The organism is Cupriavidus oxalaticus (genome assembly GCF_004768545.1).
In the GTDB taxonomy this organism is placed as follows: Bacteria; Pseudomonadota; Gammaproteobacteria; order Burkholderiales; family Burkholderiaceae; genus Cupriavidus; species Cupriavidus oxalaticus_A.
Window position 1 is genome coordinate 3499377 of sequence record NZ_CP038635.1, and the last position, 21331, is coordinate 3520707.

The following is a 21331-nucleotide window of genomic DNA, read 5'->3' on the forward strand; positions in this document are numbered from 1 at the left end:
ACTTGTTCTCGTAGCTTCTCAGGAGGGTTCGGGTGGGTTTCCGGGCGCTGGCTTACTGCTGCAGCCGGAAATGCTCGACGAAATCGCTGAACACGCGCGCGGACAGTGCTGCATCCTCGGCGGTCATGGTTTCGGTGGGATGGTGGCTGATGCCGCCGTTGCCGCAGCGCACGAACAGCATGGCGACATCGGCGATGGCGGCGATGGCCATGGAGTCATGGCCGGCACCGGACGGCAGATGGCGCACCGGCACGCCCTGGCGGGCGATGGCGGCGGCCCATTGCTCTTGCAGCCACGGGGCGCACGGCACGCTGTTCGCCTCGTGGGTCTTGCGCACCTGCGCGCGTACATTGCGGCGCGCGCACACGCGCTCGATCTCGGCCAGCACGTCGTTGACGGCGGCCTCGCGCTCGGCGTCGATGCCCGAGCGAATGTCGATGGAGAACACCGCATGGCCCGGCACCACGTTGGTGGCGCCATTGGGCACGTTGAACTGGCCGACGGTGCCGACCAGGCCCGGCTTGCCGCCGCAGCGCTTCTCGATGAACAGGCCGATTTCGGCACCGGCCATGGCGGCATCGCGGCGCATGTCCATCGGCACCGTGCCGGCGTGGCCGGCCAGGCCTTCCAGCTCGACGATAAAGCGCGTGGCGCCGGAGATCGCGGTGACCACGCCGACCGGCAGGCCCTCGTTCAGCAGCACCGGACCCTGCTCGATATGCACCTCGATGAAGGCGGCGACCTTGCTGCGGTCATGCTTTGCGGCAGGCAGGCCGGCCGCGTCGAAGCCAGCCTCGCGCATCACTTCGCGCATGGTCTTGCCGCTGTCGTCGACGTTGTCCAGCACCTTGGTGTCGAAGGTGCCGGCGATGGCGCGGCTGCCCAGCAGCGTGGCCTTGAAGCGCACGCCCTCTTCCTCGGCAAAGCCAACCACCTCGAGCGCGAACGGGAAGCGCTTGCCCTGGCGGTTCCACTCGGCCACGCAGGCGATCGGCAGGATCACGCCGAGGTTGCCGTCATAGCGGCCGGCGTCGCGCACGGTGTCGAAGTGGGAGCCGGTCAGCAGCGCCGGCGCGCCGGGCGTGGTGCCCTCGTAGCGGCCGATCACGTTGCCGGCGGCATCGCGCCGCACCGTCATGCCGGCCTGCTGCATCCATTCGGTCAGCTGGGCGGCGGCGCCGTGGTGGGCCTCGGTCAGGTAGGTGCGGGTGAGCATGCCGGGTTGCTCGGTGTGAACGGCCAGTGCATCGGCCCAGGCCATGATGCGCGTGCCTACCTCTGCGGCTGCCGGCGTGGCCGACGACGGATTTGCTGCCATGCGTGTCTCCTGCTGGAAGTGCTTGAAAGCCGCGGCGGCGTGGCTGGCGGGGCGCCAGTGCGGGCGGGACGCCCATGGCCGAAGCTCTATTCTGTGCGATTCATGGTAGCACAGTGAATTCAAAAATTGCATACAAAAATGATATGCACTATATTCGGTTCCACGTTCAGACAATCCGCTGCGGACAATCCGGTCCGGACAACGGATTGCGTGGATTCCGCCCCAACAGGGGGGCTGTCCGCGCGGTGGCGCGCTCCAGACCCGGAGCCCTGCCCGAGACGTAAGGCCGGCAGCCCACCCAGCCGTCAGAGCAGCACGGGGCCGCCGGTGATTCCTGGATCGAAATGGGCCAGCCAGCGCACATGCGCAGGACCGGCCCGGCACGGAGACAACCATGCAGCACGCAGTTCCCTCGCAGCACCGCCCGGGCACCCCACGCCTGCACACCCGCTTTACCCGCTCGCTGTTCGGCCAGGTGCTGATCGCCCTGGTGATTGGCACGGCACTCGGCCTCGCCTTTCCCGAATTCGCCGCCAAGCTCAAGCCGCTCGGCGATGCCTTTATCAAGCTGATCAAGATGCTGATCGGCCCGATCGTGTTCTGCGTGGTGGTGGCCGGCATCTGCGGCGCCGGCGAGCTGAAGAAGGTTGGACGCGTCGGCATCAAGGCAGTGGTGTATTTCGAGATCGTCACCACCATCGCGCTGGCGCTGGGCATCCTGCTGGCATATGTGTTCCAGCCCGGCGTCGGCATGAACGTGGATCCGCGCTCGCTCGACGCGTCGGCCATTGCCGGCTTTATCGACAATGCCACCAAGGTCAAGGACCAGGGCACGGTCGACTTCCTGCTCAAGCTGATTCCCAATACCGTGTTCGGCGCCTTTGCCAACGGCGACGTGCTGCAGGTGCTGCTGGTGTCGATCCTGTTCGGCTGCGCGCTGTCGCTGGTGGGCGAGCCGGGCCGGCCGCTGGTCAAGCTGATCGATACCTTCTCGCACACGCTGTTCAAGATGATGGGCTTCATCATCAAGCTGGCGCCGCTGGGCGTGCTGGGCGCGGTGGCCTTCACCGTGGGCAAGTACGGCATCGGCTCGCTCAAGCAGCTGGGCTTCCTGGTGTTCCTGTTCTACGGTGCGGTGATCGTGTTCGTGCTGGTGGTGCTGGGCACCATCATGCGCGTGTGCGGCTTCTCGGTGATCAAGCTGATCCGCTACCTGCGTGCCGAGCTGCTGGTGGTGCTGGGCACGGCCTCGTCCGACAGCGTGCTGCCGCAGGTGATGAAGAAGCTGGAGTTCATGGGCATCAAGAAGTCGGTGGTGGGCCTGGTGATCCCGACCGGCTATTCGTTCAACCTGGATGCGTTCTCGATCTACCTGACGCTGGCCGCGGTGTTCATCGCCCAGGCCACCAACACGCCGCTGGCAATGGGCGACCTGCTCGGTATCCTGGCGGTGGCGCTGGTCACCTCCAAGGGCGCGCACGGCATTCCAGGCTCGGCCATCGTGATCCTGGCGGCGACGCTGTCGGCGCATCCGGCAATCCCGGCGATCGGCCTGGTGCTGGTGCTGTCGGTGGACTGGTTCATCGGCATCGCGCGCGCGCTCGGCAACCTGATCGGCAACTGCGTCGCAACCGTGGTGGTGGCCGCATGGGAGAAGGATATCGACCGCGAACGGGCGCGTGGCGTGCTCAACGGCACGATCGAAGCGACCGACCTGGACGCCGGCCTCGCCGCCATGACGGATGACAACGCCGTGGCCGGTTCGCCCGCCGCCGTGCCGGGGAGTGTCGCGGGGCGCTAGAATCACGGCATTTCCCCAACGCGCAGCCCCTGCGCAAGTGCGCTGCCATGCCCGAGCATATCGATCCCGACATGACCGCTGAAGCGATCGCCGACGACATCGTCGCGGCGATCGTCTCGCACCGCCTGCCGCCTGGCACCAAGCTGCGCGAGGAGGCGCTGGCCAGCGTCTACCGCGTCAGCCGCACCAAGGTGCGCGCGGCGCTGCTGATGCTGAGCAAGGACAAGGTCATCCAGATCGTGCCGGACAAGGGGGCGTTCGTGGCCAAGCCCAGCGCGGCAGAAGCGCGCGAGGTCTTCGCCGTGCGGCGCATCCTGGAAGCGGCGCTGGCGCGCGAGTTCGTCGCCAGGGCAACCGCGGCCGACTACAAGCGCATCGACAAGCACCTCGCCGCCGAGCGCAAGTCGCTGGGCGGCAACGACGCGCAGGTGCGCACCCGGCTGCTCGGCGATTTCCATATCGTGCTGGCCGAGGTGGTCGGCAATGGCGTGCTGACCGAGATGATGCGCGAGCTGTCCGCGCGCAGCGCGGTCATCACCATGCTGTACCAGTCCCGCCGCGACGCGGCGTGCTCGTCGGACGAGCATCGCGAATTCATCGAGGCGGCGCGCGCGGGCGATGTCGAGCGCGCCGTCACGCTGATGGTGGACCACCTCAGCCATGTCGAAAGCGCGCTGCATTTCGAGGAAACCGCGCCGGTGGCACGAGGCAAGGACCTGGTCGCGGCGCTGCTGGCGTAGGAGAGGGACTGGCCGTTGACCCGCGCTTGACGTGAGTCAAAGCGGCCTGGGCCGCGCCCGGGCACACTTGTCCTCGCCATGAAGACGCGGGGGCGCACTTCATGAGCACTCTGCCTTTCGCGCATCATCGCCGGAAGGCCGCCCGCACGCTGCAACGGTGTGCGGGCTTTCTTTTTTTTGAGGGCTGGCTTTTGCCGCGCCGAGCATCGTTAGCCGGCGGGTCCTCGCGAGCAATGCCGCAGCGCGGCAATTTCCCTTTTCGGCCAATCACTTGCGCATGTGCCGGCCGCCGCAAGGCCGTGCGGGCTGGCGCACATTGCCGGGCCGGCCACTTTACGTCGCCGGCGCAAAGCGGCCATAACCGAATGCGTGCTTCGGGTTAGGATCGCGAGGGCCCAACACAGAGGCCTGCGCCGCGGCATCGCCGCGGACGCGCATCAGAACAACCGTCATGGAGACCCGTCATGCGTGATCGCACCGTGCCCGCGCGGCCGTCCGGCCTGCGTTCGCACCCTCTCCCGGTTTTCGTTTCCTGAGCGCCCCGCCTCTGGCGGGCGCGGTCATCCCTCGCATTGCCTGACCATCGATCAAGAGGACTACCCATGCCCAGTGCCTTTCGCGCAGACGCCTTCTCCGGCAAGACCGTATTCATCGCCGGCGCCTCTTCCGGCATCAACCTCGGCATCGCGCACGGCTTCGCCCGCGCCGGCGCGAAGCTGGCGCTGATCAGCCGCACCGAAGACCGCATCCAGGCCGCGGCCGATGGCATCGCCGCCGCGGGCAGCACCGCGATCGGCATGGCGGCCGACGTGCGCGACTACGCGGCGGTGGAAGCGGCACTGGCGCGCACGCGCCAGGAACTCGGCCCGATCGACGTGGTGATCTCCGGCGCCGCCGGCAATTTCCTCGCGCCGGTGGTCGGCATGTCGGCCAATGCGTTCAAGACCGTGGTCGACATCGACCTGCTCGGCACCTTCAATGTGTTCCGCGCCAGCTTCGACCACCTGAGCAAGCCCGGCGCATCGCTGATCGCCATCACGGCGCCGCAAGGCGTCAACGCCATGATGTTCCAGGCCCATGCCTGCGCGGCGAAGGCCGGGATCAATATGCTGATCAAGTGCCTGGCAATGGAATGGGGGCCGGCCGGCGTGCGCGTCAACGGCATCTCGCCGGGCCCGATCGCCGATACCGAAGGCATGGCGCGGCTGGCGCCGACGCCCGAGGTGGAGGCGCGCTACAAGGCCCGCCTGGCGCTGCGCGACTACGGCACCAAGGACGATATCGCCGACGCCGCCATGTACCTGAGCAGCGACAACGCGCACTTCGTCACCGGCACCATCCTTGACTGCGACGGCGGCAGCAAGCTGGGCGACGCGTCGGCCGATGCGCTCAAGCCCATGCGCTGACGCGCGACCCGGAGAACACAAGAGCAACCACAACGATACATGGAGATCCAACGATGACAGCATCCGTGCTTTACCAAACCGACGCAGGCGTGGCGACGCTGACCCTGAACCGCCCCGACGTGCTCAACGCGATGAACGCCGAGCTGATGCGCGAGCTGCGCGAAGGCGTGGAACGCGCCGCGGCCGATGCCGAAGTGCGCGCCGTGCTGATCACCGGCGCCGGCCGCGGCTTCTGCGCCGGCGCCGACCTGGCCGCGCGCCAGGCCGGCGGCAATGGCCTGCAGGATTCCGGCCAGATGCTGCGCGAGCGCTATCACCCGATCATCCTGGCGCTGCGCCAGATGCCCAAGCCGGTCATTACCGCGGTCAACGGCGTGGCCGCCGGCGCGGGCATGAGCCTGGCGCTGGCCGGCGACGTGGTGCTGGCGGGCCGCTCGGCCAGCTTCCTGCAGGCGTTCTCCAAGATCGGCCTGATTCCCGATGCCGGCAGCACCTACTTCCTGCCGCGCTATGCCGGCGAGATGCGCGCCCGCGCGCTGGCCATCCTGGCCGAGAAGATCGACGCCGAGGAAGCGCAACGCATCGGCCTGGTGTGGAAGGTCCATGACGATGCCGCGCTGCAGGACGAAGCCGGCAAGCTCGCGCGCCACCTGGCCAGCATGCCGACGCTGGCCTACGGCATGATCAAGGAAGCCCTGAACCAGAGCTTCGGCAATGACCTGGCCGCGCAGCTGGAAGTCGAGGCCACGCTGCAGTCGCGTGCCAGCCGCAGCGAAGACTGCAAGGAAGGCGTCGCCGCCTTTGTCGAGAAGCGCAAGCCGCAGTTCAAGGGGCGCTGAGCAGCGTTCTCGCCGCCTGCAGCACAACCGGCACACCCGGCACATCAACTCAAGGAGCCCGCGCATGAGCGCCAGCAGCAATGAACGGATCATCGTCACCATCGAAGGCGGCGTCGCCGACGTCCGCCTGAACCGTCCCGACAAGATGAACGCGCTCGACCAGCAGATGTTCGATGCGCTGATCGAGACCGGCGAGCAGCTGGCGCGCACACAGGACTTGCGCGCCGTGGTGCTGTCGGGCGAAGGCCGCGCGTTCTGTGCGGGCCTGGACATGGGCCGCATGGCCGGCATGCTGTCCGGCGATGGCGGCAGCGAAAGCGACAGCATCGGCGGCGGGCGGCTCGGCAAGCGCACCAACGGCATTTCCAATCGCCCGCAATATGCCTGCATGGTGTGGCGCGAGCTGCCGGTGCCGGTGTTCGCGGCGGTGCACGGCGTGGCGTTCGGCGGCGGCCTGCAGGTGGCGCTGGGTGCCGATGTGCGCTACGTCGCGCCCGACACGAAGTTGTCGGTGATGGAGATGAAGTGGGGCCTCGTGCCCGACATGGCCGGCATGGTGCTGACGCGCGGTCTGGTTCGGCCCGACGTGCTGCGCGAGCTGGTCTACAGCGCGCGCGTGCTCAATGGCATCGAAGCGTGCGAGCTGGGGCTCGCCACCTACGTTGCCGACGACCCGCGCGCCGCGGCGCTGGAAGCGGCGCGCCAGGTGGCGCAGAAGAACCCGGATGCGATCCGCGCGGCCAAGCGGCTGATGGCGGTGGTCGAGCGCGGCGACAATGCCGCTATCCTGCAGGCCGAGTCGGACGAGCAGGACCGGCTGGTCGGCTCGCCCAACCAGCGTGAGGCGGTGCTGGCCAACATGGAGAAACGCGTGCCGCGGTTTGACCCGGCGCGTTGAAGCCTGTAGCTCAGTGGTGGCGCCGGCGGCGCCACCAAACCGCGTAGACCGCCACGTTGACGACCAACACCACCAATCCCAGCCACAGCTGCACGGCGGGCGTCAGGCCCGGCGGATAGATCAGCGGCAACAGGTAGCGCTCGATAAATCCGCCGCTGTAGCCCGCCTCCCCCGCGGCACGGCGCAGCGCATTCTCCAGCGGCGTCAGCGGGCAGATCCACCCGGACCACTCGATCAGCACGCCCCACGCCGCGGCGGGCAGGTGGACCCACGCCAGCCGCGGCCAGCGCAGCACCAGCAGGCCGCCAGCCACCACGAACACGATAAACAGCCCGTGCACGATGACGACGAGATCCGCCAGCCAGGCTGATATTGGCATCTCGTCCCGTTGCGCTCAGTCGCCGTTGCCGCCGGCCATCCAGTAACCGGGGCGCGCGAACTGGGCTTTCAGGTGCTCGATAAAGAAACGGATCTTGGCCGGCACCGGGCGCTGCTGCGGGTACACCGCGAGGATGTCGTAGTCGGGCAGCGCGTATTCGTCGAGCACGGTGATCAGCTCGCCGCTCTCTAGCTGCGGCAGGATCTCCCAGGTCGAGCGCCAGCCCAGCCCGAGCCCTTCGCCGGTCCAGCGGTGCAGCAGCTCGCCGTCGTTGCAGTCGAGGTTGCCGTTGACGCGCACCGTCACGGTCTTGCCGTTCTGGCTGAAGTACCAGCCGCGCTGCTGGCCGCCCTGCAGGTTGAACGCCAGGCAGTTGTGGTGCTCGAGGTCGTCCAGCGTCTGCGGCACGCCGTACTTGGCAAAGTACGCCGGCGTGCCGCATACCACGCGCTTGTTCTGCGCCAGCTTGATCGCGACGAAGTTGGGGTCGATCGCGCCGCCGATGCGGATACCGACGTCATAGCCCTCGCGCACCAGGTCGACCACGCGGTCGGTCAGGTTGAACGAGATCTGCACTTCCGGGTTGGCGGCCAGGAAGGCCGGCGCGTGCGGCGCCACGTGCTTGCGGCCGAACGCGGCCGGCGCCGACACGATCAGGTGGCCGGTGGCCTTGTGCTTGCCTTCGGCGATCAGCATCTCGGCGCGGTCCAGGTCGGCGAGCGCCTTCTTGCATTGCTCCATGAACACCGCCCCCTGCTCGGTCACGGCGATGCGGCGCGTGGAGCGGTGCAGCAGCTTGACGCCGATACGCGCCTCCAGCGCGTTGATGCGCCGGCCGATCATCACCGGCGTGACGTTCTGCGTCAGCGCCGCGGCGGCCATGCTGCCGTGCTCCACCACGGCGATAAAGGCTTCGATTTGCTTGAGTTTGTCCATCGGATATCAGTCTCCCGGGCGCCATTGTGCGGCATCGGCGCCGCCGTGGCATCCCGGCGGCGCTTATGAAGCGGATCGGGCCCGGCGCATGGCGGGCGGCGCATCGCGGCGCTCGCGGGCACAATGCCGCACTTCGCGGCTGAATTCCGCGCAGGCGTGCGTCATCAGGTCGACCGAGCGATAGACCAGGAAAACGCGGAAATCCGGCAGCTCGTCCTGGATCGGCAGCGGCACCAGCTGGTCGCGGGCCAGCTGCAGCGGGCCGCCGGTGCCGTGGAAGACAAAGTCCGACCACATGCTGACCAGGTCGGTGCGCGTGGCCAGCTGCAGGCCGAGCAGGTTCGATGCGCTCTGCACCACCCGGCGCGGCATTTCCATCCGGTGCAGCCGCATCAGGCTGGCGAGCGGGCTGCCGGCATCGTCGACCGGGTCGAGCACCAGCCAGTCGGCGTCCAGCAGTGGCCGCAGCCGGCGCGTGCGGCGCAGCGGGTGCCCGGCGCGCACCGCCAGCTTCATGCCGACCGAGAACAGCGGCTCCCATTGCAGCGAGGCCGAGCCGGGGCCGCTGTTGGTGGAGATCAGGCCCAGGTCGAGCCGCCCTTCGCGCAGGCCTTCCTGGATCTGCTGCGGGCGCAGCTCGAAGCCGCGCAGCGCCACGTTGGGAAAGCGCTGCCGGAACGCCGCGATGGCCGCGGGCAGCGGGCCGCTCGACGCCACCGCGGTAAAGCCGATGTTCAGCTCCGCCTCGGCATGGCCGCGGATCGATTCGATGTCTTCCAGCGCATGCCGCAGCTCCTGCTCGACCACGCTGGCGCGCTTGACCAGCGCCAGCCCGTAGGCGGTCAGACTGACGCCGCGCACCGAGCGCGACAGCAGCGTCACGCCGAGCTCGCGTTCCAGCTCGGCGATGGCCTTGGACAGCGCCGGCTGCGAGATATGCAGCGCGCGCGCCGCTTCATGGATGCTGCCGTGCTCGGCCACGGCCAGCAGGACCCGCAGTTGGTGCAGCTTCATCGATTTCGTTTCCTGTTCCAGGGTGCCGTGCATTGCCGTGCGCCATGCCCCGGCGCGGGGCAACACGCCCCATCCGCGGGCGCGGCGCCGATGCGCGTCGCGGGCAGCACTTCCGTCCCTTCGCCGCATCGGCCAAGGCTTTGCCGGCGCCCTTCAGTAGTTTTCCCGATATCGGGACGACACCGGTTATGACGGTGATTCGATCTGGTTATCAGGATGAAAATATATGATTTTTTGTCCCGGGCCGTTTGCCTGAATACTCAGCGCCACAGGTTGCCAACCTGACTGCCGCGCGAGCCGCTCCAGCTCACCGGGCCCTGACAACACCGGTCCGCCGTGCGTGCAGCCCCCCACCAGTTCGTGGAGAACTTGCATGAACGACGCCACCCTCGCGACGCCTGCCAGCGTCGCGGCCGCCCCCGCCGCCACCGTCAGCACGCCTCGCAACCAGAGCCAGTTCCGCCTGATCGCGGCGTGCTCGCTGGGCAACGCGCTGGAGATGTTCGATTTCACCGTCTACAGCTTCTTCTCGCTGCTGATCGGCAAGCTGTTCTTCCCCTCCGACAGTCCTTACGGCTCGCTGCTGCTGGCGGTCGCCACCTTCGGCATCGGCTTCGTGATGCGCCCGCTCGGTGGCGTGTTGATCGGCAGCTACGCCGACCGGCGCGGCCGCAAGGCTGCGATGACGCTGACCATCGGCCTGATGGTGCTGGGCACGCTGTGCATCGCGCTGGCGCCGCCGTATGCGTCGGCCGGCATCGCCGGCTCGCTGATGATCGTGGCGGGCCGCCTGCTGCAGGGCTTTTCGCTCGGCGGCGAGATCGGTGCCTCGACCGCGATGCTGATGGAGGCAGGCGGGGTCAAGGGCCGCGGCTGGCGCGTCAGCTGGCAGCTCGGCAGCCAGGGCATCTCGGCGCTGCTGGGCGCGCTGACCGGCGCCGCGCTGTACGCCGTGCTGCCGGCCGCGTCGCTGGAGAGCTGGGGCTGGCGCCTGCCCTTCCTGGTCGGTCTGCTGATCGCGCCGGTGGGGCTGTATATCCGCGCGCACCTCGACGAAACCCACCAGGCCGACGACCACGCGCCGAGCCCGCTCGGCGAGCTGTTCCGCAACCACTGGGCCACCGTGCTCAAGGGCATCCTGGCGACCACGGCCGGCACCGCGACGATGTACCTGGTGGTGTTCTTCATGCCGACCTACATGATCCGCGTGCTGCATATGCCGGCGTCGCTCTCGTTTCTGTCGGGCTGTGTCACCGGGCTGACGCTGACGGTGGTGTCACTGTTCGCCGGCCGCCTCGCTGACCGCCTGGTCGCGCGCAAGCCGCTGGTGGTGGCATCGCTGGTGCTCAGCATGCTGGCGGTGTACCCGGCGTTCTGGCTGATCAATGCCTACCCGAGCGTGCCGCTGGTGCTGTGCGTGTCGGCGCTGCTGACGGCGCTGGTCAACCTGGGCACCACGCCGATGTTCCTGATGATGCTGGAGATGCTGCCCGCCGGCGTGCGCGCCAGCGGCCTGTCGGTGATCTACAGCGTGGGCGTGACGGTGTTCGGCGGCTCGTCGCAATTCATCGTCACGTGGATGCTGGCCCGCACCGGCAACCCGATGTCGCCGGCCCTCTACATGCTGGTCTGCGGCGTGATCACGCTGCTCGCCGTGCTGCGCATCCGCGAAATCCGCGCCCACTGATCCGCGCCCACTGAACCCTGACCATTTTCCGGAGACCGAACCCATGACCCGCGCACCGACGCTCCAGCCGTTCCAGTACCTGCCGCACCTGCTGCCGGCGCTCGGCATCGACGCCGAAACCTTCGTCGGCATCCGCCGCCAGATCCACGCGCAGCCCGAACTGGGCTTCGAGGTGGGGGCGACCAGCAAGCTGGTGGCGACGCTGCTGGCCGAATGGGGCTACGAGGTCCACACCGGCATCGGCAAGAGCGGCGTGGTCGGGCAGCTCAAGCGCGGCAGCGGCGCGCGCCGCCTCGGCATCCGCGCCGACATGGACGCGCTGCCGATCACCGAGGCCACCGGCCTGCCCTACGCCAGCCGCGTGCCCGGCAAGATGCACGCGTGCGGCCACGACGGCCATACCGCAATTTTGCTGGCGGCGGCCAGGGCGATTGCCGACCAGCCCGAATTCGACGGCACGCTCAACCTGATCTTCCAGCCCGACGAAGAAAACCTGTGCGGCGCGCGCGCGATGATCGAGGACGGGCTGTTCGAGCGCTTTCCGTGCGATGCGATCTTCGCGCTGCACAACATGCCGGGCGTGCCGGCGGGATCGTTCCGCGTGCTGCCGGGGCCGGTGAGCCTGTCGTCGGACGTGGCCGACGTGACCGTGCGCGGCGTGGGCGGCCACGGCGCGATGCCGCACCGCGCGCGCGACCCGATCGCGGCGGCGGCGGCCATCGTCACCGCGCTGCAGACCGTGGTGGCGCGCAATGTCGCACCTGACGATACCGCCGTGGTATCAGTCGGCTTCATTCGCGGCGGCGCCACGCACAACGTGATTCCGGAAGCCGTGACGCTGGGGCTCAACGTGCGCGCCGCGCGGCCCGAGACCCGTGCGCTGGTCGAGCAGCGCATCCGCGAGATCGTCGCGCTGACGGCACAGGCACATGGCGTGGAGGCGGAGATCGACTACCGCCAGCTGACGCCGCCGATGGTCAACGCCGAAGCCGAAACGCTGCTGGCGCAGCGCGTCTGCACCGAGCTGGTCGGCGCGGACAACGTGGTCACGCAGGCGCCAAAGGGACTCAACGGCAGCGAGGACTTTGCGTGGATGCTCAACGCAGTGCCGGGGTGCTACCTGATCCTCGGCAACGGCGAAGGCGAATTCGGCGGCTGCATGGTGCACAACCCCGGCTACGACTTCAACGACGCGGTGCTGCCGCTGGGCGCGGCGGCCTGGGTGCGGCTGGTGCAGACCTATCTCGCCGCGGCCTGATCACGCTTCGCGTGCAGCGGCGGCGCGTTGCGCGCGCCGCGCATCCAGTTCGGCGTTCATCCGCGCGGCTTCGCCCAGCACGTAGGCCAGCCGCCGCAACGGCCGGCTGCACTGCACATGCAGGTACAGGTAGCTGGCGCCGCCGGCGACCAGCATTACGCCATAGCCCCACAGCAGCGTCGGCACCGCCTGCTCCGGACGCGGCAAGGCGCGCCACGCGCCGGCCAGCACCACCGCGGCGGGCGCCAGAGCCAGCAGCAGGCCCACGGTACGTGCAGCCCCCTCCCATAGCCGCAGCTGCAAGGCCACGCGCCTTTGGCGCGCTTCCAGCTGCGCCGGCGGGATGCGCGCCAGCTGCCGCAGCAGCGCGTCCTCGGCCGCGCGCTGGCGGTCCATTTCCCAGGCTTGCCAGCGCAGCGGGTTGCGCAGCCTGGCCAGCACCGGGCGGGTGCGCGCCAGCCCGGCGCCCACATAGCAGGCGGCCGCCGCGGCCAGAAACGCCTCGAAGGCGCGCAGCGACCACGGTGGTACCGGGTGCTTCAGCCACAGCCGCCACGCGGCCAGCGCACCGCCGCCGAGCAGGGTCGCCACCAGCGCGACGATAAAGCCGATCCACAGCACGCGGGCCAGCCCGCCAGCCGGCGCGCGCTCCGATGGCGGCGCGGGCGCGCTGGAGGCGTCAAGCGCTTCAAGCAGTTCGTAGGTCGGCGGCAGCCTGGAATACATGATCGGCACGGGCAACGGGATGCCGCCATTTTCGCCGCATGGGCACGTGCCGGATAGACACCGCGCCGGGTGGCCCCGGGGCGTACCCACCGCTGCGCAGCGTGGCCGCTTCATCACACCGCATATCCAATTGCATACGCCGGCGTGCTGTCGGCGACCGTCTCATCAGGCTTCCAAGGCCATATTCCATACCCGAAGTATCGAATCAACTGATCGTCCTTCCGTTTATCCCGCCCCGGTTGGGGGAATAGGATCGACTCCAATGCGAATCCCACCACCATTGGAGACAAGATCATGGCAAAGATGAGAGCAATCGACGCGGCCATCGCGGTTCTGGAGAAGGAAGGCGTGACCACGGCGTTCGGCGTGCCGGGCGCGGCGATCAACCCGTTCTACTCGGCAATGCGCAAGTCGGGCAACATCAGCCACGTTCTGGCCCGCCACGTCGAAGGCGCCTCGCACATGGCCGAGGGCTACACCCGTGCCGAGCCCGGCAATATCGGCGTCTGCGTCGGCACCTCGGGCCCCGCCGGCACCGACATGATCACCGGCCTGTACTCGGCCTGGGCGGACTCGATCCCCATCCTCTGCATCACCGGCCAGGCCCCGCGCGCGCGCCTGTACAAGGAGGACTTCCAGGCCGTCGACATCGAGTCGATCGCCAAGCCCGTGACCAAGTGGGCCGTGACCGTGCGCGAGCCGGCACTGGTGCCGCAAGTGTTCCAGCAAGCGTTTCACATCATGCGCTCGGGCCGCCCGGGTCCGGTGCTGATCGACCTGCCGTTCGACGTGCAGGTCGCCGAGATCGAATTCGATCCCGACACCTACCAGTCGCTGCAGCCATACAAGCCGGCCGCCTCGCGCGCCCAGATCGAAAAGGCCATCTCCATGCTGAACGCGGCCGAGCGCCCGCTGATCGTCTGCGGCGGCGGCGTGATCAACGCTGACGCTTCGGATCTGCTGGTCGAGTTCGCCGAACTGGTCAACGTGCCGGTGGTGCCGACGCTGATGGGCTGGGGCGTGCTGGCCGACGACCACCCGCTGCAAGCCGGCATGGTCGGCCTGCAGACCTCGCACCGCTACGGCAATGCGACGCTGCTGGCCTCGGACTTCGTGATGGGCATCGGCAACCGCTGGGCCAACCGCCACACCGGCAGCGTCGACGTCTACACCAAGGGCCGCAAGTTCGTGCACGTCGATATCGAGCCCACCCAGATCGGCCGCGTGTTTGGCCCCGACCTGGGCATCGTCTCCGACGCCAAGGCCGCGCTGGAGCTGTTCGTCGAAGTCGCGCGCGAAATGAAGATGGCCGGCCGCCTGCCGTGCCGCAAGTCGTGGGTCGCCGACGTGCAGAAGCGTCGCCGCACCATGCAGCGCAAGAGCGACTTCGACAACGTGCCGGTCAAGCCGCAGCGCGTGTACCGCGAGATGAACCAGTACTTCCCGCGCGACGTGCGCTATGTCAGCACCATCGGCCTGTCGCAGATCGCCGCCGCGCAGTTCCTGTCGGTGAACCAGCCGCGCCACTGGATCAACTGCGGCCAGGCCGGCCCGCTGGGCTGGACCATCCCGGCCGCGATCGGCGTGAAGACCGCTTCGCCGAACTCGGACGTGGTGGCGATCTCGGGCGACTACGACTTCCAGTTCATGATCGAGGAACTGGCCGTGGCCGCGCAGTTCAAGGTGCCGTACATCCACGTGGTGGTGAACAACTCCTATCTCGGCCTGATCCGCCAGGCGCAGCGCAACTTCGAGATGGACTACTGCGTGCAGCTGGCCTTCGACAACGTCAACTCGCCCGAGCTGAACGGCTACGGCGTGGACCACGTCAAGGTGGTGGAAGGCCTGGGCTGCAAGGCGATCCGCGTGTTCAAGCCGGAAGACATCGCCCCCGCCTTTGCCGAAGCGCGCGACCTGATGGCCGAGTTCTCGGTGCCGGTGGTGGTCGAGGTGATCCTGGAGCGTGTGACCAACATCGCGATGGGCACCGAGATCGACAACATCAACGAGTTCGAGCCGATCGAAGACATCGAGGATGCGGACGAGGCCATCCTGAACGAAGAAGTGGAAACGGCGTAAGGCTCCACAGCCCCTTGCAGTCCGACACGTCATTCCCGCGGAGGCGGGAATCCAGTGTCTTTGAAAGTCACTGGGTTCCCGCCTCCGCGGGAACGACGAACAAAAACCAAGTCACAGGAGATGACAAATGACCAAACTTGCGGCCAACCTCACCATGCTGTTCAACGAAGTGGGCTTTCTCGACCGCTTCGAAGCCGCCGCGCGCGCGGGCTTCCGCGGCGTGGAGTTCCTCTTCCCGTATGCGTTCCACGCGGACCAGATCGCTGACCGCCTGAACCGCTTCCAGCTGGACCTGGTGCTGCACAACCTGCCCGCCGGCAAGTGGGACGCGGGCGAGCGCGGCATTGCCTGCCACCCGGACCGCGTCGGCGAATTCCAGGACGGCGTGGGCGAAGCCATCAAGTACGCCAAGGTGCTGGGCGTGCGCCAGCTGAACTGCCTGGTCGGCATCCTGCCGCAGAACGTCAAGCGCGAGCAGGCCCAGGAAACGCTGGTGGAGAACCTGCGCTTCGCCGCCGGCGCGCTGGCCGCCGAGCACATCGACCTGCTGGTCGAGCCGATCAACACCTTCGACATCCCCGGCTTCTTCCTGTCGCGCACCCAGCAGGCGGTCGACCTGATCAACCAGGTCAACGCGCCCAACCTGTACGTGCAGTACGACATCTATCACATGCAGCGGATGGAAGGCGAGATCGCCAACACCATCAAGGCCAACCTGCCGAAGATCAGGCACGTGCAGCTGGCCGACAACCCGGGCCGCAACGAGCCGGGCACGGGCGAGCTGAACTACCAGTACCTGTTCAAGTTCCTGGACGAGATCGGCTACACCGGCTGGATCGGCTGCGAATACAAGCCGAAGACCACCACCGAAGCCGGCCTGGGCTGGCGCGCCGCGCACGGCGTGCAGTAAGCCCCCGCGGTAACCCGCTACCACCTACTCGAACCAAGACAGACTTACTCTCAAGCAAGGAGACATCAATATGGCAAACCAACGCAACGTCGGCTTCATCGGCCTGGGCATCATGGGCGCACCGATGGCGGGCCACCTGCGCGCCGCCGGCCACACGCTGTTCGTGCATGACGTCAACCCGGCCCCGCAAGCGCTGGTCGATGCAGGCGTGACCGTCTGCACCAGCGCCGAGGAAGTCGCCAAGCGCGCCGACATCATCGTCATCATGGTGCCGGACACGCCGCACGTCGAGGCCGTGCTGTTTGCCGACAAGGGCGTTGCCGCCGCGCTGAAGGCCGCCGGCAAGGAAGCCAGCTACGGCAAGATCGTGGTCGACATGAGCTCGATCTCGCCGATCGCCACCAAGGACTTCGCCGCGCGCATCAACAAGCTGGGCGCTTCGTACCTGGACGCCCCGGTGTCGGGCGGTGAAGTCGGCGCCAAGGCCGCATCGCTGACGATCATGGTCGGCGGCCCGCAGGAGGCCTTCGACCAGGTCAAGCCGCTGTTCGAGCTGATGGGCAAGAACATCACGCTGGTGGGCGGCAACGGCGACGGCCAGACCACCAAGGTGGCCAACCAGATCATCGTCGCACTGAACATCCAGGCTGTGTCCGAAGCGCTGCTGTTCGCCTCCAAGGCGGGCGCCGATCCGGCCAAGGTGCGCGAGGCGCTGATGGGCGGCTTTGCGGCCTCCCGCATCCTGGAAGTGCATGGCGATCGCATGGTCAAGCGCACCTTCGATCCGGGCTTCCGCATCGAACTGCACCAGAAGGACCTGAACCTGGCGCTGCAGGGTGCCAAGGCGCTGGGCGTGGCACTGCCCAACACCGCCACCGCGCAGGAGCTGTTCAACACCTGCTCGGCCAACGGCCTGGGCAAGCAGGACCACTCGGCCCTGTGCCGCGCGATCGAGATCATGTCTAACCACCAGATCGCCAACGCCAAGTAAGCAGCAACCTTGTCGTCCCCGCCCCGCGGGGACGACTAGCTTTCGCAGTCAGCCAGTACCTCGTCAGCACCAGGATTCTTCATGCTCGCCACCGAACCCCAAGCCGCGCTGCTGTCGCCCCAGCGCACGGCAGCCCATCCCGGACAGATCAATCCGCGCGCGCTGCTGCGCGACCTGTTCGATACCGCGGTCGCTTCCGTCAGCGCCAGCCACTGCCTGCCGCCGCACCTGCCCGCGCCGCCCAAGGGCCGCACCGTGGTGATCGGCGCCGGCAAGGCCGCCGCCGCGATGGCGCAAGCGGTGGAAGCGAACTGGCAAGGCGAGCTGTCGGGGCTGGTGGTGACGCGCTACGGCCATGGTGCCGATTGCAGGCGGATCGAAGTGGTCGAAGCCGCCCACCCTGTTCCCGACGAAGCCGGCGCACGCGCCGCGCAGCGCATGGTGGAACTGGTGCAGGGCCTGACCGCCGACGACCTGGTGCTGTGCCTGATTTCCGGCGGCGGCTCCGCGCTGCTGGCCGCGCCCGCGCCGGGCCTGACGCTGGCCGACAAGCAAGCCGTGAACAAGGCGCTGCTCAAGAGCGGCGCGAGCATCGGCGAGATGAACTGCGTGCGCAAGCACCTGTCCGCGCTCAAGGGCGGACGCCTGGCGCTGCACTGCGCGCCGGCGCGCGTGGAGACGCTGCTGATTTCCGATATTCCGGGCGATGACCCGACCCTCATCGCCAGCGGCCCGACGCTGCCCGATGCGACCACCTGCGCCGATGCGCTGGCCGTGATCGCCAAGTACGGCATCGACGTGCCCGCCAATGTGCGCGCGCACCTGGAGAGCGGCGCGGGTGAAACGCCCAAGCCCGGCGACGCGCGCTTCAACGGCCACCGCAGCGTGACGCTGGCGACCGCGCAACAATCGCTGGAAGCCGCCGCGGCGCGCGCGCGCGAACTGGGCTTCGAGGCCCACATCCTGTCCGACTGCATCGAGGGCGAAGCGCGCGAAGTGGCCGAAGTCCACGCCGCCATCGCGCGCCAGGTCGCCCAGCGCGGCCAGCCCTTCAGCAAGCCGTGCGTGCTGCTGTCCGGTGGCGAGACCACCGTGACCGTGCGCGGCAAGGGCCGCGGCGGGCGCAATGCGGAGTTCCTGCTGTCGCTGGCGGTGGCGCTCGACGGCCTGCCCGGCGTGCATGCGATTGCCGGCGATACCGATGGCATCGACGGCTCGGAAGACAACGCCGGCGCGCTGCTGTCGCCCGACACGCTGACCCGCGCCGCCGGGCGTGGCCTGAATGCGCGCGCGCATCTGGAGAACAACGACGGCTACGGCTTCTTTGCCGGCGTGGACGACCTGATCGTCACCGGCCCGACCCGTACCAACGTGAACGACTTCCGCGCGATCCTGATCGTCTGACGATCGCCGCCAACGTAGTACCGACTGACTCGCGGCGCCGACGCGCCGCAACCGAGAATGGAAGAGGAGACATCATGAGACGCCAGCGCAAAGCGAAGATCGTGGCCACGCTCGGCCCCGCCAGCACCGACATCGCGGCGATCCGCGCGCTGTTCGAGGCCGGCGCGGACGTGTTCCGCCTGAACTTCAGCCACGGCACGCACGACGACCACCGCGCGCGCTACGACGCGGTGCGCCAGATCGAGGCCGAGACCGGCCGTCCCATCGCCGTGCTGGCTGACCTGCAGGGTCCCAAGCTGCGCATCGGCACCTTCGCCGCGGGCAAGGTCGCGGTGCGCACCGGCGACGTGTTCGTGCTCGACAGCGATCCAACCCCGGGCGACGGCACCCGCGTCTACCTGCCGCACCCCGAGCTGTTCGAAGCCGCGCAGCCGGGCCAGTCGCTGCTGATCGACGACGGCAAGGTGCGCCTGGCGATCGAGTCGGTCACCACTGGCACCATCACCACGCGCGTGGCCAACAACGGCACGCTGTCCGACCGCAAGGGCGTGAACGTGCCCGACGCGGTGATCCCCATCCCCGCGCTGACGGCGAAGGACCGCAAGGACCTGGACTTCGCGCTGTCGCTGGGCGCGGACTGGATCGGGCTGTCGTTCGTGCAGCGTCCGTCGGATATCGTCGAGGCGCGCGAGATCGTCGGCACCCGTGCCGGCATCCTGTCCAAGATCGAGAAGCCGGCCGCGCTGCAGCAGCTGGAAGAGATCGTGCGCGTGTCCGACTCGGTGATGGTGGCGCGCGGCGACCTGGGCGTTGAGCTGCCGCCCGAGCGCGTGCCCGGCGTGCAGAAGCGTATCCTGCGCGTGTGCCGCCAGCTGGGCAAGCCGGTGGTGATCGCCACGCAGATGCTGGAATCGATGATCGACTCGCCGGTACCGACGCGCGCCGAAGCGTCGGACGTGGCCAGCGCGATCTACGAAGGCGCCGATGCGGTAATGCTGTCGGCCGAGTCAGCCAACGGCCGCTACCCGGTGCAGGCGGTGTCGATGATGAACCGCATCGTCACCGAGGTCGAGCGCGACCCGCTGTACCGCAACCTGCTCGACGCGCAGCACGAGACCCCGCTGAACACGCGCCAGGACGCGATCTGCGCCGCGCTGCGCGAGGTCACGCAGATCATCGGCGCGGCGGCCACGGTGACCTATACGTCGTCGGGCGCCACCGCGCTGCGCGCCGCGCGCGAGCGGCCGTGCGCGCCGATCGTCAGCATCACGCCCAACCTGGACATCGCGCGCCGGCTGGCGATCGCGTGGGGCATCCACTCCACCGTGAGCCCGGACGTGCAGAGCGTCGACGAGATGGTCGAGGCCGCGACGCGCGCGGCGCTGGTGGAAGGCTACGCCGCGCCGGGCGACCAGATCACCATCGCGGCCGGCATGCCGTTCGGCCAGGGCGGGACGACCAACCTGCTGCGCGTGGCGGAAGTCGGCGCCAGCGCAGTGGCCACGGCCTCGTCCACGCGGGAAGCCGCATTGGCCTAGCCGACGCACCAGCGTCCCGTCGCGGGACGCTCAGGCAGTGACCGGACCGGGCGCAAGCCCGGTTTCTTATGTTTGCCGCACACCGCCCGCGTTGCCCGTCTCCAGGGCGATCGGGTGGTGTTTTTTTTTTGGGGCGCAGAAAGGCAAAAGAGGGGTACAAAAAGGGGGGCGGTTTTGGGCGCACGCGGGCCGCCCGAGCCCATTGCTATACTGACTTTCAACCCGGCAAATCCCGGATCTCCCTCACATTGCCCCAGGAGCCTGCAACATGCGCCTCGATGACGAAGCCGAAAGCCAGCACGTAGAAGACCGCCGCGGCGGATTCGGCGGGCTGGGCGGCAAGTCGATCGGCATTGGCACGGTCATCGTCGCGTTGGCCGCGTCGTATTTCTTCGGCATCGACCCGATGCTGATCATGCAGGGCGCATCGGTGCTGCAAGGCTCTGGCCAGCAGCAACAGCAGCAGCAGGCCAACCGCCCGCCCGCCACCGACCAGATGACGGTGTTCACGCGCAAGGTGCTGGGCAATACCGAGCGCACCTGGCAACACATCTTCGAGACCGAGCTGAACCGCCGCTACGCACCGCCGACGCTGGTGCTGTTCTCCGGCGCCACGCCGACCGCGTGCGGCACGGGCCAGTCGGCGATGGGCCCCTTCTACTGCCCCGGCGACCAGAAGGTCTATATCGACCTGGCTTTCTATGACGAACTGCGCAAGCGCTTTGGCGCCAGCGGCGACTTTGCCCAGGCGTACGTGATCGCGCACGAGATCGGCCACCATGTGCAGAACCTGCTGGGCGTGTCCGAAAAGGTCGACGCCGCGCGCCGCCGCATGGGCGAGGCGCAGGCCAACCAGCTGTCGGTGCGCATGGAACTGCAGGCCGACTGCCTGGCCGGCGTGTGGGCCGCCACCGCGCAGCGCGCCAACCAGCAACTGCTGGAACCGGGCGATATCGAGGAAGGCCTGAAGGCCGCCGCCGCCATCGGCGATGACCGGCTGCAACGCCGGTCGCAAGGCTATGTCGTGCCGGAGGCCTTTACCCACGGCTCCAGCGAACAGCGCGTGCGCTGGCTGCGCCGCGGCATCGAGTCGGGCGACGTCCGCAAGTGCGACACCTTCGCCGCGCGCGAGCCCTGAAGCCTTAGCCCAAGGGCACCGCGGCGCGAAGGCGGCGTGACCAGCGTGGTGGAGGCCGCCGGGCGCGCGGCTCGCCAGCGCCTGCGCCCGGTGGTGATGACCTCGCTGGCGTTCGTGCTGGGTACGCTGGCGGTGCCGCTGCTGTACGCGGCGATCGCGCGCAGGCTGCCAAAGGCGCAGGCGGAGCGGCACGACGCCGCTGCCACGCAGCCGCCGGCGGCATGAGACGCGCGCAGGCTATCGCAGCCGTGGGCTTGCAATCAGCACAA

At 68.3% G+C, this 21331-nt stretch carries 18 protein-coding genes and 1 pseudogene; 14 read left to right on the plus strand and 5 right to left on the minus strand.

Annotation, left to right across the window (positions count from 1 at the left end; translation table 11 throughout):
* Nucleotides 1-52: 52 nt before the first annotated feature.
* Entirely contained in the window at nt 53-1318 is a 1266-nt protein-coding gene (locus tag E0W60_RS27095) for an allantoate amidohydrolase (protein ID WP_133097781.1), read from the minus strand.
* Nucleotides 1319-1712: 394 nt separating this feature from the next.
* On the opposite strand from E0W60_RS27095, the gene E0W60_RS27100 reads away from it, so the two are divergent.
* The 5 genes from E0W60_RS27100 (at nt 1713) to E0W60_RS27120 (ending at nt 7002) form a co-directional block, all read left to right on the plus strand.
* Nucleotides 1713-3119 carry a C4-dicarboxylate transporter DctA gene (locus E0W60_RS27100; protein ID WP_133097782.1) on the plus strand — a complete coding sequence of 469 codons (1407 nt, stop codon included), beginning with the start codon at nt 1713-1715 and terminating at the stop codon, nt 3117-3119.
* A gap of 47 nt (nt 3120-3166) precedes the next feature.
* The gene (locus E0W60_RS27105) at nt 3167-3859 is read left to right on the plus strand and encodes a GntR family transcriptional regulator (protein WP_133097783.1); all 693 of its coding nucleotides are present in this window, start codon (nt 3167-3169) and stop codon (nt 3857-3859) included.
* Nucleotides 3860-4461: 602 nt separating this feature from the next.
* Nucleotides 4462-5265 carry an SDR family oxidoreductase gene (locus E0W60_RS27110; protein WP_135706111.1) on the plus strand — a complete coding sequence of 268 codons (804 nt, stop codon included), beginning with the start codon at nt 4462-4464 and terminating at the stop codon, nt 5263-5265.
* A 53-nt stretch (nt 5266-5318) separates the two neighbouring features.
* A complete protein-coding gene (locus E0W60_RS27115; protein WP_135706112.1) occupies nt 5319-6104 on the plus strand; it encodes an enoyl-CoA hydratase-related protein in 786 nt (261 codons plus the stop codon).
* Between the two features lie 64 nt (nt 6105-6168).
* Nucleotides 6169-7002: a crotonase/enoyl-CoA hydratase family protein gene (locus tag E0W60_RS27120; protein ID WP_135706113.1), complete on the plus strand. Its 834-nt coding sequence runs from the start codon at nt 6169-6171 to the stop codon at nt 7000-7002.
* A 10-nt stretch (nt 7003-7012) separates the two neighbouring features.
* Here the strand turns inward: E0W60_RS27120 and E0W60_RS27125 are convergent, their stop codons facing one another.
* The 3 genes from E0W60_RS27125 to E0W60_RS27135 form a co-directional block, all read right to left on the minus strand.
* Complete coding sequence (locus E0W60_RS27125) at nt 7013-7381, minus strand: DUF2784 domain-containing protein (protein WP_133097787.1); 369 nt, start codon at nt 7379-7381, stop codon at nt 7013-7015.
* 15 nt (nt 7382-7396) lie between these two features.
* Nucleotides 7397-8317 carry a LysR family transcriptional regulator gene (locus E0W60_RS27130; RefSeq protein ID WP_133097788.1) on the minus strand — a complete coding sequence of 307 codons (921 nt, stop codon included), beginning with the start codon at nt 8315-8317 and terminating at the stop codon, nt 7397-7399.
* 63 nt (nt 8318-8380) lie between these two features.
* Nucleotides 8381-9331, minus strand: a complete 951-nt coding sequence (locus E0W60_RS27135) for a LysR family transcriptional regulator (protein WP_133097789.1) — start codon at nt 9329-9331, stop codon at nt 8381-8383.
* Between the two features lie 373 nt (nt 9332-9704).
* On the opposite strand from E0W60_RS27135, the gene E0W60_RS27140 reads away from it, so the two are divergent.
* Nucleotides 9705-11018, plus strand: coding sequence for an MFS transporter (locus tag E0W60_RS27140; RefSeq protein WP_135706114.1), 1314 nt, complete (start codon nt 9705-9707; stop codon nt 11016-11018).
* A 43-nt stretch (nt 11019-11061) separates the two neighbouring features.
* The gene (locus tag E0W60_RS27145) at nt 11062-12276 is read left to right on the plus strand and encodes a M20 aminoacylase family protein (RefSeq protein ID WP_133097791.1); all 1215 of its coding nucleotides are present in this window, start codon (nt 11062-11064) and stop codon (nt 12274-12276) included.
* Here E0W60_RS27145 and E0W60_RS27150 read toward each other — a convergent pair whose 3' ends face one another.
* On the minus strand, nt 12277-13002 hold the full coding sequence (locus tag E0W60_RS27150) for a hypothetical protein (protein WP_135706115.1): 726 nt from the start codon (nt 13000-13002) through the stop codon (nt 12277-12279).
* Between the two features lie 294 nt (nt 13003-13296).
* On the opposite strand from E0W60_RS27150, the gene gcl reads away from it, so the two are divergent.
* The 7 genes and pseudogenes from gcl to E0W60_RS27185 all read left to right on the plus strand — a co-directional run.
* Nucleotides 13297-15081: a glyoxylate carboligase gene (gcl, locus tag E0W60_RS27155; RefSeq protein WP_135706116.1), complete on the plus strand. Its 1785-nt coding sequence runs from the start codon at nt 13297-13299 to the stop codon at nt 15079-15081.
* A gap of 127 nt (nt 15082-15208) precedes the next feature.
* Nucleotides 15209-15991 (plus strand): hydroxypyruvate isomerase, encoded by a 783-nt coding sequence (hyi, locus tag E0W60_RS27160; RefSeq protein ID WP_116319980.1) that lies wholly within the window; start codon nt 15209-15211, stop codon nt 15989-15991.
* Between the two features lie 70 nt (nt 15992-16061).
* Nucleotides 16062-16982 carry a 2-hydroxy-3-oxopropionate reductase gene (locus E0W60_RS27165; RefSeq protein ID WP_135706117.1) on the plus strand — a complete coding sequence of 307 codons (921 nt, stop codon included), beginning with the start codon at nt 16062-16064 and terminating at the stop codon, nt 16980-16982.
* Nucleotides 16983-17063: 81 nt separating this feature from the next.
* Nucleotides 17064-18386, plus strand: a complete 1323-nt coding sequence (locus tag E0W60_RS27170; RefSeq protein ID WP_135706118.1) for a glycerate kinase type-2 family protein — start codon at nt 17064-17066, stop codon at nt 18384-18386.
* Between the two features lie 74 nt (nt 18387-18460).
* On the plus strand, nt 18461-19924 hold the full coding sequence (gene pyk, locus E0W60_RS27175) for a pyruvate kinase (RefSeq protein ID WP_133097797.1): 1464 nt from the start codon (nt 18461-18463) through the stop codon (nt 19922-19924).
* 268 nt (nt 19925-20192) lie between these two features.
* Nucleotides 20193-21062: a KPN_02809 family neutral zinc metallopeptidase gene (gene ypfJ, locus E0W60_RS27180; RefSeq protein ID WP_133097798.1), complete on the plus strand. Its 870-nt coding sequence runs from the start codon at nt 20193-20195 to the stop codon at nt 21060-21062.
* Between the two features lie 21 nt (nt 21063-21083).
* Nucleotides 21084-21287: pseudogene (locus E0W60_RS27185) on the plus strand (efflux RND transporter permease subunit); the annotation flags it as partial.
* Nucleotides 21288-21331: the final 44 nt, after the last annotated feature.

Coding starts and splice junctions, on each gene's coding strand:
- E0W60_RS27095 (WP_133097781.1), bottom strand. CDS start 1,318: ATGGCAGCAAATCCGTCGTCGGCCACGCCGGCAGCCGCAGAGGTAGGC.
- E0W60_RS27100 (WP_133097782.1), top strand. CDS start 1,713: ATGCAGCACGCAGTTCCCTCGCAGCACCGCCCGGGCACCCCACGCCTG.
- E0W60_RS27105 (WP_133097783.1), top strand. CDS start 3,167: ATGCCCGAGCATATCGATCCCGACATGACCGCTGAAGCGATCGCCGAC.
- E0W60_RS27110 (WP_135706111.1), top strand. CDS start 4,462: ATGCCCAGTGCCTTTCGCGCAGACGCCTTCTCCGGCAAGACCGTATTC.
- E0W60_RS27115 (WP_135706112.1), top strand. CDS start 5,319: ATGACAGCATCCGTGCTTTACCAAACCGACGCAGGCGTGGCGACGCTG.
- E0W60_RS27120 (WP_135706113.1), top strand. CDS start 6,169: ATGAGCGCCAGCAGCAATGAACGGATCATCGTCACCATCGAAGGCGGC.
- E0W60_RS27125 (WP_133097787.1), bottom strand. CDS start 7,381: ATGCCAATATCAGCCTGGCTGGCGGATCTCGTCGTCATCGTGCACGGG.
- E0W60_RS27130 (WP_133097788.1), bottom strand. CDS start 8,317: ATGGACAAACTCAAGCAAATCGAAGCCTTTATCGCCGTGGTGGAGCAC.
- E0W60_RS27135 (WP_133097789.1), bottom strand. CDS start 9,331: ATGAAGCTGCACCAACTGCGGGTCCTGCTGGCCGTGGCCGAGCACGGC.
- E0W60_RS27140 (WP_135706114.1), top strand. CDS start 9,705: ATGAACGACGCCACCCTCGCGACGCCTGCCAGCGTCGCGGCCGCCCCC.
- E0W60_RS27145 (WP_133097791.1), top strand. CDS start 11,062: ATGACCCGCGCACCGACGCTCCAGCCGTTCCAGTACCTGCCGCACCTG.
- E0W60_RS27150 (WP_135706115.1), bottom strand. CDS start 13,002: ATGTATTCCAGGCTGCCGCCGACCTACGAACTGCTTGAAGCGCTTGAC.
- gcl (WP_135706116.1), top strand. CDS start 13,297: ATGGCAAAGATGAGAGCAATCGACGCGGCCATCGCGGTTCTGGAGAAG.
- hyi (WP_116319980.1), top strand. CDS start 15,209: ATGACCAAACTTGCGGCCAACCTCACCATGCTGTTCAACGAAGTGGGC.
- E0W60_RS27165 (WP_135706117.1), top strand. CDS start 16,062: ATGGCAAACCAACGCAACGTCGGCTTCATCGGCCTGGGCATCATGGGC.
- E0W60_RS27170 (WP_135706118.1), top strand. CDS start 17,064: ATGCTCGCCACCGAACCCCAAGCCGCGCTGCTGTCGCCCCAGCGCACG.
- pyk (WP_133097797.1), top strand. CDS start 18,461: ATGAGACGCCAGCGCAAAGCGAAGATCGTGGCCACGCTCGGCCCCGCC.
- ypfJ (WP_133097798.1), top strand. CDS start 20,193: ATGCGCCTCGATGACGAAGCCGAAAGCCAGCACGTAGAAGACCGCCGC.